The 13,860-nt window shown below is 70.9% G+C and carries 12 protein-coding genes; 6 read left to right on the top strand and 6 right to left on the bottom strand.

Annotation, left to right across the window (positions count from 1 at the left end):
• Positions 1 to 21 precede the first annotated feature (21 nt).
• From ACFYY8_RS26255 to ACFYY8_RS26245, 3 genes are all read right to left on the bottom strand, one after another.
• Complete coding sequence (locus ACFYY8_RS26255) at positions 22 to 1,005, bottom strand: RNA polymerase subunit sigma-70 (RefSeq protein ID WP_390045266.1); 984 nt, start codon at positions 1,003 to 1,005, stop codon at positions 22 to 24.
• 9 nt (positions 1,006 to 1,014) lie between these two features.
• Entirely contained in the window at positions 1,015 to 1,806 is a 792-nt protein-coding gene (locus tag ACFYY8_RS26250) for an SDR family NAD(P)-dependent oxidoreductase (RefSeq protein WP_390045264.1), read from the bottom strand.
• 174 nt (positions 1,807 to 1,980) lie between these two features.
• Positions 1,981 to 4,071 carry a glycosyl hydrolase family 18 protein gene (locus tag ACFYY8_RS26245; RefSeq protein ID WP_390045262.1) on the bottom strand — a complete coding sequence of 697 codons (2,091 nt, stop codon included), beginning with the start codon at positions 4,069 to 4,071 and terminating at the stop codon, positions 1,981 to 1,983.
• A gap of 624 nt (positions 4,072 to 4,695) precedes the next feature.
• Here ACFYY8_RS26245 and ACFYY8_RS26240 point away from each other — a divergent pair.
• From ACFYY8_RS26240 to ACFYY8_RS26215, 6 genes are all read left to right on the top strand, one after another.
• A complete protein-coding gene (locus tag ACFYY8_RS26240) occupies positions 4,696 to 5,133 on the top strand; it encodes a hypothetical protein (protein WP_390045260.1) in 438 nt (145 codons plus the stop codon).
• 610 nt (positions 5,134 to 5,743) lie between these two features.
• The gene (locus ACFYY8_RS26235) at positions 5,744 to 6,919 is read left to right on the top strand and encodes a SagB/ThcOx family dehydrogenase (RefSeq protein WP_390045258.1); all 1,176 of its coding nucleotides are present in this window, start codon (positions 5,744 to 5,746) and stop codon (positions 6,917 to 6,919) included.
• On the top strand, positions 6,916 to 8,118 hold the full coding sequence (locus ACFYY8_RS26230) for an MFS transporter (RefSeq protein WP_390045256.1): 1,203 nt from the start codon (positions 6,916 to 6,918) through the stop codon (positions 8,116 to 8,118). The genes ACFYY8_RS26235 and ACFYY8_RS26230 overlap by 4 nt, the downstream gene beginning before the upstream one ends.
• On the top strand, positions 8,115 to 9,149 hold the full coding sequence (locus tag ACFYY8_RS26225; RefSeq protein ID WP_390045254.1) for an ABC transporter substrate-binding protein: 1,035 nt from the start codon (positions 8,115 to 8,117) through the stop codon (positions 9,147 to 9,149). Before ACFYY8_RS26230 ends, ACFYY8_RS26225 begins: the two co-directional genes overlap by 4 nt.
• Positions 9,146 to 10,387: a FecCD family ABC transporter permease gene (locus ACFYY8_RS26220; RefSeq protein ID WP_390045253.1), complete on the top strand. Its 1,242-nt coding sequence runs from the start codon at positions 9,146 to 9,148 to the stop codon at positions 10,385 to 10,387. Before ACFYY8_RS26225 ends, ACFYY8_RS26220 begins: the two co-directional genes overlap by 4 nt.
• A 7-nt stretch (positions 10,388 to 10,394) precedes the next feature.
• A complete protein-coding gene (locus ACFYY8_RS26215) occupies positions 10,395 to 11,183 on the top strand; it encodes an ABC transporter ATP-binding protein (RefSeq protein WP_390045250.1) in 789 nt (262 codons plus the stop codon).
• Here ACFYY8_RS26215 and ACFYY8_RS26210 read toward each other — a convergent pair.
• From ACFYY8_RS26210 to ACFYY8_RS26200, 3 genes are read right to left on the bottom strand one after another with little or no spacing between them, the layout of a single operon-like run.
• Positions 11,143 to 11,469 (bottom strand): CU044_2847 family protein, encoded by a 327-nt coding sequence (locus ACFYY8_RS26210; RefSeq protein ID WP_362917143.1) that lies wholly within the window; start codon positions 11,467 to 11,469, stop codon positions 11,143 to 11,145. The genes ACFYY8_RS26215 and ACFYY8_RS26210 overlap by 41 nt on opposite strands.
• Positions 11,470 to 11,479: 10 nt before the next feature.
• Positions 11,480 to 12,475: a transporter substrate-binding domain-containing protein gene (locus ACFYY8_RS26205; RefSeq protein WP_390045248.1), complete on the bottom strand. Its 996-nt coding sequence runs from the start codon at positions 12,473 to 12,475 to the stop codon at positions 11,480 to 11,482.
• A complete protein-coding gene (locus ACFYY8_RS26200; RefSeq protein ID WP_390045246.1) occupies positions 12,472 to 13,668 on the bottom strand; it encodes a hypothetical protein in 1,197 nt (398 codons plus the stop codon). Before ACFYY8_RS26200 ends, ACFYY8_RS26205 begins: the two co-directional genes overlap by 4 nt.
• Between the last annotated feature and the right edge of the window lie 192 nt (positions 13,669 to 13,860).

The raw sequence follows: 13,860 nt of genomic DNA, 5'->3' as shown, positions 1-13,860 counted from the left end.
AAAAAGCGACGAATCGGGCTTTCAGCGAGGCATGGCCAGCACAGGCGGCAGGCCGAACGCGGGAAAGAGGCGGGTGTCGAAGGTGGTGATCTCCGCCACGGCGCCGTCCTCGATCCGCAGGAGGTCGATCTTGAAAGCCTTGAACTCCGTCTCCCCGGGCGCCCTGAGGTAGCTGGCCGCGGCGGGCATCCGGTTCGCGGCGATCGGCAGCAGCCGCCATTCGCCGGGGTCCGTCAGCCCCTGCTGGAGCAACGGAGTGATCATGGCCAGTCCGTCGTAGCGCATGGGCAGCGGCGGCATCGTGATCCGGATGTCCTCGCGCATCAGGGCGAGCGCCGCGTCGGCGTCGGCCCGCTCGTGCGCCTCGATGAGGCGCCTGAGCAGCTCCCGTTCCGTCTCGCTCGGCGGCCGGGGGGCCGGCCGTACCGGGCGGTGCTCCCTGACCGTGGCGCGGGCCCGCTGCAGCGCGCTGTTGGCGGAGGCGACCGTCGTGTCCAGGGCCGCCGCGGCCTCGGCCGCCGACCATTCGAGCACGTCACGCAGGATGAGAACCGCCCGCTGCTTCGGCGGCAGGAGCTGGATCACCGCGAGGAAGGCCAGCTCGATCGTCTCCCTGGTCACCAGGACTGCGTCGGGCTCGGTCTCGCCCGGCGCCACCTGGTCGAGCAACCGGTCGGGGTACGGCTGCAGCCACGGCAGGTCCGCGAAGGACGTGGCCGAGCGCGCCCCGCGCCGGGAGTGGTCGATGCACGCGTTTGTGGCGATCTTGTAGAGCCAGGCCCGGAAGAGCGCGTTTCCCTGGAAACCGTCCCTTCCTCGCCAGGCCCTCAGGAACGTCTCCTGGACGACGTCCTCGGCCTCGTCGAAGGAGCCGAGCATCCGGTAGCAGTGCACGTGCAACTCCCGGCGGTGCCGCTCGACGACGGCGGCGAAGGCCGTCTCGTCCCCCGCGAGGGCGGCCGTGACGAGCGTGTCCTCGCCGGTTTCCTGGTGACCTGTCCGCACGGTACGAACCTAACCAGCGACCAGGCCGCAGGAGACGTTGACGGTCGTGCCGGTGATCCCGGCGGCCCTGTCCGAGGCCAGGAAGGCCAGGGTCTCGGTGACCTGGGCCAGTCTGGGCATGCGCCCGAGCATGGTCATCCCGGCCATCGCCCTCTCGAACGCCTCGGGGTCGAAGTCGGTCATCCCGCCGTTCACCTCGACGACCTTCTCGCGCGTCAGGGTCTCGATGACCCCGGCCGTGTGCAGGCCGACGACCCGCACCCCGCTCGGCCCGGTCTCGGCGGCCAGGTAGCGCAGGAACGTCTCGACCGCCGCGTCCGCCGGGCCCGTGCTGCCCATCATCGGGGCGGTTCCCCGGGAGGAGCCGCTGGTGATCGTCATGACGACCCCACCGCCCCTGGTGGCCATGTGGCGGGCGGCGACCCTGGCGGTGAGGAAGTTCGTCAGCAGGCCGTTCATGACGGCCGTGGTGAGGTCCTTGGCCGACATGTCGACCAGCGGAATGCCCTGCACGTCCCCGCGGGTGATCAGGTTGAGGGACACGTCCACCCCACCGGCCCGGGAGACGACGGACCGGAAGTGCTCCTCGACCGAGCTCTCGTCGAGCGCGTCGACCTGGTCGACCTCGGCGAGGCCGCCCGCCTCGGTGATGTCCGCCGCGACCGCGTCGAGCGACGCACGGGTGCGTCCGGCGAGGAAGACCCTGGCGCCCTCCCTGGCGAAGGTCCTGGCCGCGCCGCCGCCGATGCCGCCGCCCGCGCCGTAGATGATGACGTTCTTGTCCCGCAGAATCTGTGTCATGCCCCTGTAACGGGGGCCTGGGCGCGAACTCATCGGTGCGGCGAAACTTTTTCCGGATTTTTCGGGAGATGCCCCATGAGCCTCCCCCGGGTTCCCGGGCCCCGGAAACGACGAGGGCCGTCGCACCGGATCCGGTGCGACGGCCCCTGTGGGCTGTCAGGCCTCAGACGAGCGTCAGGAGACGCTGAAGTCGTCGGCGTAGACGTTGCCCTGGCCGTACCAGCCGTGGACGGAGATCTTCACCGTGCCGGAGGAACCGGTGGTGAAGGGCACCGAGACCTGGCTCCAGCCGCCGGAGGAGGCCCAGGCACTGCCGGTCGCGCCGCCGGAGACGTTGAGGAAGGCGTAGTTGCCCTGGACCCAGCCCTTCAGCGTGTAGCTGCGGTTGGGGGCCAGCGTCACCGTCTGGGAGCACTCACCGGTCTGGCTGTTCGTCGCCGCGACCTGCAGGGCGTGGCCGCCGCCGTGGACCGGGGAGCTGACCACGGTGCCGCCCGACTGGCAGTTCCAGGGGCTGAGCGAACCCGACTCGAAGTCACCGTTGGCCACCGTGCCGCCGGGGTTGCCGCCGTTGATCGTGAGGGCGTAGGTGGTGGTGCGGGTCGCCGAGGCGCCGGTTCCCGTGATGGTGACCGTGTAGACGCCCGGGGTCGCCGAGGCGGTGGTGGCCAGCTTCAGCGAGGAGGTGCCGCCCGCGGTGACCGAGGCGGGGGTGAACGTCGCGGTCACACCGGCGGGAAGCCCGCTCGCGGCGAGGTTGACCGTCTGCGCCGAGCCACTGGTGACAGCGGTGCTGACCGTCGTCGTCGCCGTCGCCCCGGCGGTCACCGTGCCGGAGGCAGGGGAGACCGAGATCGAGTAGTCGTCGTTCGACGTGCCCTTCACCGTGAGGTTGTAGGTCGCGGTGTGGTTGCCGGAGGCCGCCGTGCCGGTGACGGTGATCGGGTAGACACCCGGGGCCGCCGACGAGGTGGTGACCAGCTTCAGCGAGGAGGTGCCGCCCGCGGTGACCGAGGCGGGGGTGAAGGTCGCGGTCACACCGGCGGGGACCCCGCTCGCCGTGAGGTTGACCGTCTGCGCCGCGCCGCTGGTGACGGCGGTGTTGACCGTCGTCGTCGCCGTCTCACCCGGGTTGACCGAGCCGGAGGCAGGGGAGACCGCGACCGAGAAGTCGTCGGACGGGTTCTGACTGCCGCTGGTGAACGGGGCGAAGGCCTGGCTGAAGTACCAGGTGCTCTGCTCGATGCCGGAGCAGTCGTCGGAACCGCCCCTCCCGGGGCAGTTGCCGTTGTCACGCTGGAGCGCCCAGAACGACAGGTAGGCGAGGTTCTTGCTGATCGCCCAGTTCAGCACGGGGGCGGCGTCTTCGACCCTGAACGTCTCGGCGGGACCGAAGTCGTCGATGCCGATCATCTCGATGACGCCGATCATTCTCCACAGCTGGTCCGACGTCTTGTTCGGGTACAGCTGCGCCAGCTGGTCGTGCAGGCCCTGGGCCGCGGTCTTCGTGTCGTTGGCCATGTTGTGGCTGGCGTTGTCGTAGTAGTCGAACGTCATGATGTTGACGACGTCGATCCTGGCGTTGTTCGCCACCGCGTTGCGCAGCACGGCCAGACCGCTGTCGGCCAGGCCACTGGTCGTGGTGGGCAGGGTGTAGGCGAACTCGATCTTCTTGCCGTTGGCGGCGGCCCAGTCCTCGACCTGCTTGATCGCCTTGTTGCGGCGGTCGATTCCGGCGCTGTTGGTCAGCGAGTTGTCCTCGATGTCGAGGTCGATCCGGGTGACGCCGTAGGTGTTGATGACGCTCTTGAAGGACTCGGCGATCGAGTTGACGTTGGTGCAGCTGTCGGCGATCTCGGTGCCGGTGTTGTCGGCCGTGTAGCCGCCGAACGACGGGATGACGTCTCCGCCCGCGGCCCTGATCTTGTTGATCGCGGCGCCGAAGGTGGAGGTCGAGATCGGCATGCTGGTGTCGCCGTTCCAGTAGGCCGTGCACGACCCCTTGGTCGCGGCCTGGATGAACGCCATGGTCAGGTGCTTGGCACCGGACTGCTGGGAGAGCGTCGCCGGGTCCTCACCGGTCCACGCCTCGAAGTAGGGGGCGAAGACCCGCTCGGGCAGGCCTGCGGCTGCGGCCTTGACGGGGGCGGTGGCCTTGTCCGGAGTGGCGCTCGCGGCCGTGGTGCCCATGGCGGTGAAGCCGAGCACCGTGACGGCGGTGGTGACAGCCGCCAGGGCAGCACGAAGCGATGTTCTTAGGTGCATTGCAGACTCCCGTAACAGAAGTCAGGCGGGACCCAGTGGGCCCCGGGATGGGGGGGGTGGCGCATCCGGCAGGCCGATGCCGTGTCTGATGCGTGGTTCAACGCAGAGTTGGGAGAACGGGTTGCGGATCCGCGTGTGACCTAATGGTTGGATCAGCCCGTATCTTTTGTCAAGTTTCTTAACAATTCCCGCCGGTAAGTTTCTTAACAATTTCCCGGAACCCACTCTGACCTGGCCTTATACCGCCCACCTGGAGCCGGAGACCCGCGTTATCAGCGGGGGGTGAACAAGCGTGTACGCCCGGGGACATCGCACCGGCCGACGGTCACGGAGCGTGACCGTCGGCGGTGTGTCGTACGGCCTCCTCGCCCGGCGCCGACGCCCGGTGAGGCCGGGAGCGTTTCCGGTTCGAGAGAAATGCGGGAAAGGGCACCGAAAGAACAATCTGGTCAGTCCTGATTCCGGTTTCCTGCATCTTCGCCGGACGTGGTGGAAGGCCATCCGGTAGAGAAGCCGTACGGATTATCCGGAAAAGGATAGGAGATGCGTAGACAAAGGGTGAAAAATGGTGGTTCAGAAGTTTGATAGAGAAAGTAGGGATCTCCTGCGGAAGAGGCGGTTGCGATGGTCCGCTCAGAACCGATCGGCTTCTCGCTCGCCGGTGGCCTGTTCGCCACCGTCGCCGCGACGGCGGTCGCGTCGTTGCTCTTCACCCCGGGGCAGGTCCGTGGGCGGCTGCTGGTCATGGCGATCGCCGTCGGCGGTCAGGCCCTGCGCGCGCCCCGCTGGCCCGCCGCCCTGGCCACCGCCGTCCTGGCGTGGCTACTCGCCACCGGGTTCCTGGTCAACACCGAGGCCGAACTCACCCTCGACGGCCATGACCTGCTGCGGCTGTTCCTGCTGCTGCTCATCGCGGCCCTGGCCGCGGGCGTCAGAACCGTGGCCGACCGCCTGAGCCTCCCCTCCGCCGGGGCCGCCGGGGCCCCCGGGGTCGTCGGAACCGCCGGGGGCGCGGGAGCCGCAGGGTCCGCAGGAGTCGCGGGGTCCATGGGGGACGCCTGACCTTCGGCCCCCCGGCGCGGACACGGGCCGCCCCACGGACGCCCACGGCGTGGCCGTACGTCATGGCCGCCTCCGGGGCGGGGCTCCGGGTCCCTGTGGGTGGTACCGGACGGCCGGGGGACAGCGACGCCCCGGCCGCCCGGTGATCATGGCGCCGTCCGGGAACACAGGCCGGGCGGCGTGTTTTCCACACGGTCCGCGAATACGATCTCCTTGACTGGATCTTGACATTCGAATGTCATCGTCACGAGGTGAAAATCAGCCATTTATTGCGGATTTTCTGCCAGGCCGGTGGATGTCCGGCGATCGACGGGAACCACGGGGACCCGGCGGCCGACTACTCGGATGTCCACCGTCCAGATCCACTGTCCAGAACCGGAGACAGGCCAGACGCCTCCTCCGGGGAGAAAGGAGGATCGTCCATGGTCAAGAAGACGCTCGACATCGTGGCCCGTAGGAAGAAGACCCGCAGCCGCCTGCTGAACAACCACGGCTGACAGGGCTGAGCCAGTCATGGACGGTCGCCGCCGGGCTCTCCCGGCGGCGGCCGGTCAGAGCCGGCGACCGGTCGGAGGCAGGAGAAGCAGCAGGTGAGCGAGAGGGAGCGTGCGTGACGCAGACCGAGTTCCGGCGGGCGCGAACGTTGATGATCTACTGGCACGACGGCGAGCTGACGGCCGAGAACTACCTGGAGAGCCGCTCGACCGACGAGGAGGCCGACAACGCGGTCGCCGTGAACGCCCAGGCGGTCGAACTGCTCGAACACTTCACCGACTGGACGACCGTCGAGAAGGTCGCCTCCGACCTGGGCGAGTTCGACCAGGACTCGGTGCGCGAGGCGGTCCTGGCCCTTGCCGAGGCCGGGTTATTGGTCGAGAGGGGAACCGAGGAGCGCGAGGAACGCTTCCTCGACGCCTGGCGTGACTGGGGGGAGGAAGCACGCTTCTTCCACTTCGGCACCCGGAACACGATCTACACCGGCGACAGCCTGGAGCAACGCCGCGCCGACGCCGGTTGGGTACGGCGCACCGGCGGTCCCCCGCCGGCCATCTTCAAGTCCTATCCGGACGCGCCGCGGGTCTATCTGCCCAGGGCGTTCCTGCCGCTGGCGGAGCCGTACGGGCAGGTGCTGACCCGGCGGCGGACACACCGCGTGTTCACCGGGGAGCCGGTGAGCCTGGCGCAGCTGTCCACGGCGCTGTTCTACACCTTCGCGCCGATGCAGCTCTACGACGCCGGTGATCTGGGCACGCTGATCCTGCGGACCAGCCCGTGCGGGGGTGCCAGGCACGAGCTTGAGGGCTACGTCGCGGTTCTCGACGTCCAGGACGTGCCGCCGGGGCTGTACCACTACAACGCCGAGGCGCACGCGCTCGAACTCGTCGACCCCGACTTCGACCGGGCACGGCTGCACCGGGTGACCTACGAGTCGGAGATGTGCACGCCGTCGGCGTTCGTCTGCTTCGTCACCGTGGTCTTCGAACGGACGATGTACAAGTACCGGCACTCGCGGGCGCTGCGGGTGACGCTGCTGTCCGCGGGGCACCTGGGCCAGACCTTCGTGCTGACCTCGACCGCCGTCGGGCTCGGCGCCTGGCAGAGCGCCGCCTTCCGGGACGAGGAACTCGACGAGGCACTCGGCGTCGACGGCTTCTCCGAGGGCGTGCTGTACATGTTCGGCGCCGGGAACCCCGTCCTCGGCGAGACCGGGATGCCCGCGGGCATCGCCCGTGCCGGGCTCACCGACCCCGACCGGCTCGTCAAGCGCCACCCGGCCGCCGGGTGAGTGCTCCGGCCACCGCGTACGTGCGGCTGTGGCGGCAACGGTGGGTGCCGTCACTGCTGCTGGTCGGCGTGTGCGCCCGGGTGCCGTTGCAGGCCTACGTCTTCGCGGTGCTGCTGCTGGCGGCCGAGCGGACCGGTTCCTACCCGGCGGCGGGCGTGGTGACGGCGGCCGGCGGCGTCGCCTACGCCGCCGGGGTCCCGGTGCACGGCAGGCTCGTGGACCGCTTCGGGCAGACCAGGCCGCTGACCGTCGCGGCCTGCGTCAACGCGGTCGCCTTCACCGGCCTGCTGGTGACGGCGCACCTGAGCCCGGCCACCGGGACCCTGGCCGGGTGGGCGGCGGCGGTCGGCCTTTCGCTGCCTCCGGTGGCCGCCGCGGCGCGGGCGCTGTGGTCGCACGTGATCGACGACGACGCGGTACGGCGCACCGCGCTCGCGGTGGACGCCATGGTGCTCGACGTCGCGCTGGTCGCCGGGCCGCTGCTGGTCACCGTGGTCAGCACGGCCTTCGGGCCCGCCTGGGCCGTCGGCGGCTGCGCGGCCGTACTGCTCGGCGGCACGTTGTGGTTCAGCACGCTGCCGCCCTCGCGTTCCTGGACCCCGGCCCGCAGGGGGGCGAGCCTGGCCGGACCGCTGCGCTCGCCGGGCGTCGTCGTGCTGCTCACGGTCTCGGTGCTCACCGGGGCCCTGCTGGGGGTGCTCAGGCTCGGGTTCGTCGAGTTCGCCGGTGAACGCTCCGGCGGTCCGGCCTCCGGCGGCCTGGCGCTGGCCGCGTTCGGCGTGGGCAGCCTCATCGGCGGCCTGCTGTACGGCTCGCGGTCGTGGCGCGCCGACGCCGCCGTGCGGATGCGGGTGATCCTCGCCGGGTACGGCTGCGGCGTCGGGCTGCTCACCCTCGCGCCGAACGTCCCCATACTGGTCGCGCTCTGCGTGCCCGCCGGACTCCTGCTGGCCCCCATGGTCATCTGCACCTTCGAGCTCATCGGCCGGTGTGCCCCGGAAGGGACGCTGACCGAGGCCTTCGCCTGGGGGATCACGGCCACCTTCACCGGGTCCGCGCTGGGCAACCTCGTCGCCGGCGCGCTCGCGGGCGCCCCGTCGGCCGTGGTGTTCGCCGCCGCCGCGGGCTTCGCCCTACTGGCCGCCGTCGTCGCGACCGCCGGGGCGGCGGCCCTCCAACCGTCCGGGAAAGGCTCATGATGCGTGTGCTGACACGCTGGTCCCTGGTCGCTGTTCTCCTGGCCACCGGCTGCGCGGCGGCCCCCGGGGACGGGGTGGCCGTGTCCTCGACCCCGATAACCGTCACCGGCTGCGGCGGCCCCGCCACGGACGTCGGGGCCCCGCCGGAACGGGTGGTCGTGCTCACCCCGAGCGTGCTGGAACTGATGCTCTGGCTCGGTCTCGGCGACCGGGTCGCGGCCATCGGGCAGCAGCCCCGCCCCGGCAGCCTGCCGGAACGTTTCTCCGCGCAGGTCGCCGCCCTGCGGTCGCTGTCCGGCAAGTACACCGCGGGCAGCGGTTACCGCCCGGTGCCGAGGGAGGAGGTGCTCGCCGCGGAACCCGACCTGGTCCTCGGCGGGTTCGCCAGCAACTTCGACGCCCCCGGGGCCATGTCCCGCGCGGAGCTGGCCGCCGACGGCGTCCCGTCCTACCTGGCCCTGTCCACCGCGTGCAAGACGGCGGTGACCGCCCCGCTGACCGGCTTCGACCTGGTGTGGCGGGACCTGGAGAACCTCGGCCGGATCTTCCAGGTGCCCGAACGGGCCGAACGGGTCATCGCGGAGATGCGGCGGAAGATCGCCCCGGTCGAGGCGGAGGTCAAGGACGTGGAACGGCTGAGCGTGTTCCCGTTCGAGTACGACGAGGGGACCGCGACGCCGTACGCGCCGGGCAACAGGCAGGCGGTCAACGCGGTCATCGAGACCGCCGGGGGTCACAACGTCTTCGGCGACCGGGACGAGACCTACACCAAGGTCGGCTGGGAGGAGGTGGTGGCCCGGGACCCGCGGGTCATCCTGGTCATCGTCTACGACCGGGGAAGCCCCGCCGCGAACGAGGCTCACTTCGCCGAGGCCGAACGCTTCCTGACCACCAGCCCGGCGCTGCGCGGGGTACGGGCGGTGACCGAGAGGCGTTTCGCCCGGCTGGTCTACGAGACGGCCTCGGTCGGCGGGGTGCGCAACGCCGACGCCGTGGTCGAACTCGCCGGGCAACTGCGCCGGACCCGATGAGCGGCCCCCCGCGACCCGCCGGACCTCCCGGCGACCGCCCCACCGAACACCTCAGCGGGCACCCCGACGAGCACCGGGGCAAGCGGCCCGACAAACACCCCGCCGAACACCTCAGCGGGCACCCAGCCAAGCAGCCCGACGAACGCCCCGCCGAACACCCGGGCAGGCGGCCCACCGAACGGCCCGCCGTGCTGCCCCGGCCGCCGCGGCGTCGTGTCGTCCTGGGGGCCTGTGCCGTACTGGGCGGGCTGCTCGTCGTGGGGCTGGCCGCCTCCGTCCTGCTCGGCAGCGTCGCCGTACCCGCCGACACGGTGGCCCGCGTCCTCATGCGGCACCTGACCGGCCAGGGCGAGCCCACGTGGAGCGTCAGCCAGGACACCGTGGTGTGGAACCTGCGCCTGCCGAGGGCTCTGCTGGCCGGGCTGGTCGGCGCGGGCCTGGCCGTGTCCGGCGCCGCGACCCAGGCGCTGGTGCGCAACCCACTGGCCGACCCGTACGTGCTCGGCCTCACCTACGGCGCGGCCGTCGGGGCGGTCGCGGTCACCGTCACCGGGGTCGCGCCGCTCGGTGGGGCCTCGGCCGGAGTGGCCGCCTTCCTCGGGGCGCTGGGCGCCTTCACCGTCGTCTACGCCCTGGCCCGTACCGGCGGCGCCCTGGCCCCGCTGCGGCTCGTCCTGTCCGGGATGGCCGTCACCTACGCGCTGTCCGGGGTGACCAGCTTCCTCGTGTTGCGGGCAGACGACCCGGGCACCACCCATTCGGTGCTGTTCTGGCTGTTCGGCAGCCTGGCCGAGGCGAACTGGGCCTCGCTCGGGCTGCCCGCCGTCGTCCTGGCCGCGACGATGGCCGCCCTGCTCGCCCAGGCCAGGCCGCTCAACGCGCTGCTGCTCGGCGACGAGACCGCCGCCGGGCTCGGCGTCCCCGCCGCCCGGCTGCGCAGGCACCTGTTCCTGCTCGTCGCCCTGCTCACCGGGGTGATGGTCGCGCTGGCCGGGGGTGTCGGCTTCATCGGCCTGATCGTCCCGCACGCCGCCCGGCTGCTCGTCGGCAGCGACCACCGCAGGCTGCTGCCCGTCGCGGCCCTCGCCGGGGCGGCCTTCCTGGTGCTGGTGGACATCGCCGCCCGTACGGCCCTGCACCCGCAGGAGCTGCCGGTCGGGGTCGTCACCAGCGTCATCGGCGCCCCGCTGTTCCTCTGGCTAGTGCACACCCGGGCCCGCGAGACCACAGGACTTTGAGACCACGATGACGAGCCTGCACCTACGCGACGTGCGCGTCACCATCGGCACGACCCCGGTCGTCACCGGTGTCAGCCTCACCGCGCCCTCCGGCGGGCGCGTCGGGATCGTCGGCCCGAACGGCAGCGGCAAGAGCACCCTGCTGCGGGCCGTCTACCGGCACCTTCCCCTCGCCGGGGGGAGCATCACCGTCGGGGACGAGGACCTGTGGGCGCTCACCCCGCGCCGGGCCGCCCAGCTGGTCGCCGCGCTGCCCCAGGAGACCCGTTCGGACTTCGACGTCACGGTCTGGGAGATGGCCGCGATGGGCCGGACCCCGCACAAGCGGCCCTTCGCCGCCGACACCGACCGGGACGTCTCCGCCGTCGCCGACGCCCTCACCCACACCGGGGTCGCCCACCTCGCGGGCCGCCGCTACGCCACGCTGTCGGGGGGTGAACGGCAACGGGTGCTCCTGGCCCGTGCCCTGGCCCAGCAGACGCCCGTCCTGGTGCTCGACGAACCGACCAACCACCTCGACGTGCGCCACCAGTTCGACCTGCTCGACCTGGTCACCTCCGCCAAGACCACCGTCGTCGCGGCCCTGCACGACCTCAACCTGGCCATCGCCTACTGCGACCACGTCTACGTCCTGGCCGAGGGCCGGGTGGTCGCGGACGGCCCGCCGTACGAGGTGCTCACCCCGCGGCTCATCAGGGAGGTCTTCGGCGTGGACGCGCACGTCACCTCGGTCCCCGGAACCGACGCGCCGCACCTCATCCTGCGTCCCGCGGAGGGGGGCCCGACGACCAGGTGAGTTTGACGGTGAGCTGACCCTCGGTCGAGGTCTTGGCGATCAGCGCCCCGGCCTCGGCGTTGAGCTTGACGCCGAACTCGATCTCGATCTGGTCCGGCCTGAGCCTGCCCGACCTGAAGGACTCAAGGGCGTCCGCCGCGGCGACCTCGACCTCGGCCAGCACCTCCCCGAAGCGGCGGGCCACGTCCGTCAGCCCCTTCCTTGAGACCCGCCGTACCCCCTCCTCGTCGGCCGTCTCCACCACGATGTGGCCGCCGGTGGTCTCGAATCTGATCAACTCGGACACAAAGCCTCCTCTAGTACGGCCATGCGGTCGCGTTCTTCAGGTAGTGGGCCGGAGGCGGTCCCTTGTCCGGGTGGCCGGACAGCCAGGTGTCGTGGATCCGCTTCCACCGGCCGTCGGCGCGCAGCTCGTCCAGGACGTGGTTGGTGAACCTCAGCAGCTGGACGTCCCTCTTGCGGAAGGCGAAGCCGTGGGGTTCGTCGGAGAACCAGCCGCAGACGGGGTTGACGTTCCAGACGCACCTGCCGCCTCCGGGTGGCGGGGTCGTGCCGGGCAGCATCCGGGTGTCGCCGCTCATCTCCCTGAGGCCGATCAGGATGTTCTCGTCGGAGGAGACGGCCTCGGCCTGTCCCTGCTCCAGCATCAGCAGGCAGTCGCTGGTGACGGCGGCGACGACGGGGACCAGCCCGACCTCCAGCTGCCTGACGTGGTCGACCGAGACGGTCGAGGCCCCGGAGCACACCCGTTTCCCGCGCAGGTCCTCCACCCGTTGGTAGGGAGACCCCTTGCGGACCAGCATGGTCTGGCCGGTGTCGAGATAGTCGCTCGAATAGGCGATCTCCGTGGCCCGTCTGCAGGTCGTGGTCATCGACTGGGCGAAGAGGTCGATGGTCCCGTCGTTGAGCCGCCTGACCCCCTCGGAGAAGGGCACCGTGACGAAGTCGACCCGCTGCCTGGCCCGTGGCCCGAACAGGGCCTTGGCGACCTCCATCACCAGCTCGATCTCGAAGCCCTCGAACTCCCCCGTCCTCGGGTTGCGGAACGACATCCTGGGGGTCGACTGGGACACGCCCACCTTCAGCCGGTCGAGGCGGGGCCGTACCGGGGACGGGGGCAGGCTGTAGCGGGGGTCGCAGTCCGGTTCGTCACCCTTTTTCGCGGGCTCCTGCGGCACGGAGAACAGCGCGCCCGCGGGCGTCGGCTCGGTGATCGGCGGCGGCCGGTACGGCGTGGCACAGCCGGAGACCGCGAGCGCCAGCGCGGCCAGGGTCACGGCGGCTCTTCTCACAGATACTCCCTGATCCTGGGCCAGAAGCCGAGGCCGGCGGACAGGACGGCGCAGCAGCACAGCGCCACGGTCAGGAGTCCGAGCCGTGACGGCGCCGAAGGCACCCGTACGGCCAGCGACTGGATCTGCCTGGCCCCGTCTTCGAGCTTCGTGGTGTTGTCCCGGTCGACCACCTCGAAGGCCGCCGCGAACCGTCCGCCGGGCAGCGCGGCGGCGACCGCCCCGTCGTTGTTCCCCGCGAGCAGCTCCTGGTGGATCGAGATGGTGTAGGTCTGGCACCAGGTGGTCTCCCGCTCCGCGCAGCGCGCGTTCCGCCGGAAGTTGCGCAGCGACTGTTCCCAGTTGAACGGGCTGGTGCCGCCGAGCAGCAGATAGGTGTCGGCGTAGGCGGTCAGCGCCGCGCGTTCGGCGTCCACGAGCCTTCGCTGGTCGACCAGGCGCGTCTCGATGGCGCCGAGCCGCCGGTCGGTCTCCGGCCAGTTGCGCAGCGACCAGCCGGTGGCGCCGAGCACGACGGCCACCAGGACCGTGGCGCCGAGCAGCCCGAGGTTGAGCACCCGCCGCGTACGGCGCGCCAGCGACAACTGCGTCAGGACGAGTCCGGCGATCGTCGCCAGGAGCAGCAGAAGGTGGGCTCCCGAGGTGCGCAGCGCGGTGCTCTTGGCGTCGCGCAGGTTGTCGGTCTCGTCGCGTTGGAGCCGCGCGGCGGCGGGCAGCAGAACCGTGCGCAGGTAGGAGCTGGCCTCGTGCAGGTAGGCGGCCCCGAGCAGGGCGGGGCCCACGGCCTTCCGCGCCTCGTCCGGGCCGGCCGTCTCCTCCTTCGCCGGGGCGATCAGCCTGCCCGCCTTGTCCACCAGGTCGGTGTAGACGGGGAGCTGCAGGGCGATCGTGGCGAGATTGGTCGCGCGGGAGACGTCTCCCCCGGTCAGGCCGCCCGCGTCGGCCAGCCGCCGCCTGATCTGGTCGATCGCGTCGTCGTAGCGCTCACGCAGGGTCGCCTGGGTCACGGCCCCGGCCAGGAAGTGCCCGGTGGCCGAGGTGTCGGCCTTGGCGAGCGACTGATAGATCACCTGGGCGTCGTCGCTCAGCCTGGCGGCCATGTCGGCCTGTTCCCCGCCCGCCCTCTGCAGGGCGTTGTCGGTGAGGGTTCCGGTGACGCCGACACCGATCAGCGTCGTCGCGGTGAGAATCATGTACAGCAGAAGTCTGGTCCGAGTGTGCCTGACTCTGATGTGACCGACCTCCGTATATACAGCTGGTCACCTTCGGCTTCGGCAAGAATGCCACAAAACTCGGCTTTCCTACCAGCGTTCGGCGCTTCCAGAAACCCTGGTAACCACCCCAATAGTCAAATCTTCCCCGTAATGCCGGCCGTTACGTAGTCT

This window comes from Streptosporangium sp. NPDC001559, from assembly GCF_042893955.1.
In the GTDB taxonomy this organism is placed as follows: Bacteria; Actinomycetota; Actinomycetes; order Streptosporangiales; family Streptosporangiaceae; genus Streptosporangium.
This window is presented reverse-complemented; position numbering and strand designations above follow the sequence as displayed.